A 462-nucleotide genomic window follows, 5' to 3' on the forward strand; every position below is an offset into this window, starting at 1 on the left:
TCCTCGACCGGCAGGATCTTCGAGATGACGCCCTTGTTGCCGTGACGGCCGGCGAGCTTGTCACCGTCGGTGGTCTTGCGCTTGTTCGCCACGTAGACACGCACGAGCTGGTTGACGCCCGGGGGCAGCTCGTCGCCCTCGTCACGGTCGAAGACCTTGACGCCGATGACCGTGCCGGTCTCACCGTGCGGAACCTTCATCGACGTGTCACGAACCTCGCGGGCCTTCTCCCCGAAGATGGCGCGCAGCAGGCGCTCCTCCGGCGTCAGCTCGGTCTCACCCTTGGGCGTGACCTTGCCGACGAGCAGGTCGCCGTCACGAACCTCGGCGCCGACGCGGATGATGCCGCGCTCGTCGAGGTCGGCCAGCACCTCGTCGTAGACGTTCGGGATGTCCCGCGTGATCTCCTCCGGGCCCAGCTTCGTGTCGCGGGCGTCGATCTCGTGCTCCTCGATGTGGATC

At 67.1% G+C, this 462-nt stretch carries 1 pseudogene; it reads right to left on the reverse strand.

The annotated features are described in order from the left end of the window. A pseudogene (locus AC0DBE_RS21580) lies at positions 1–462 on the reverse strand (DNA-directed RNA polymerase subunit beta); the annotation flags it as partial.

The organism is Bacillus sp. VA15 (assembly GCF_055721145.1).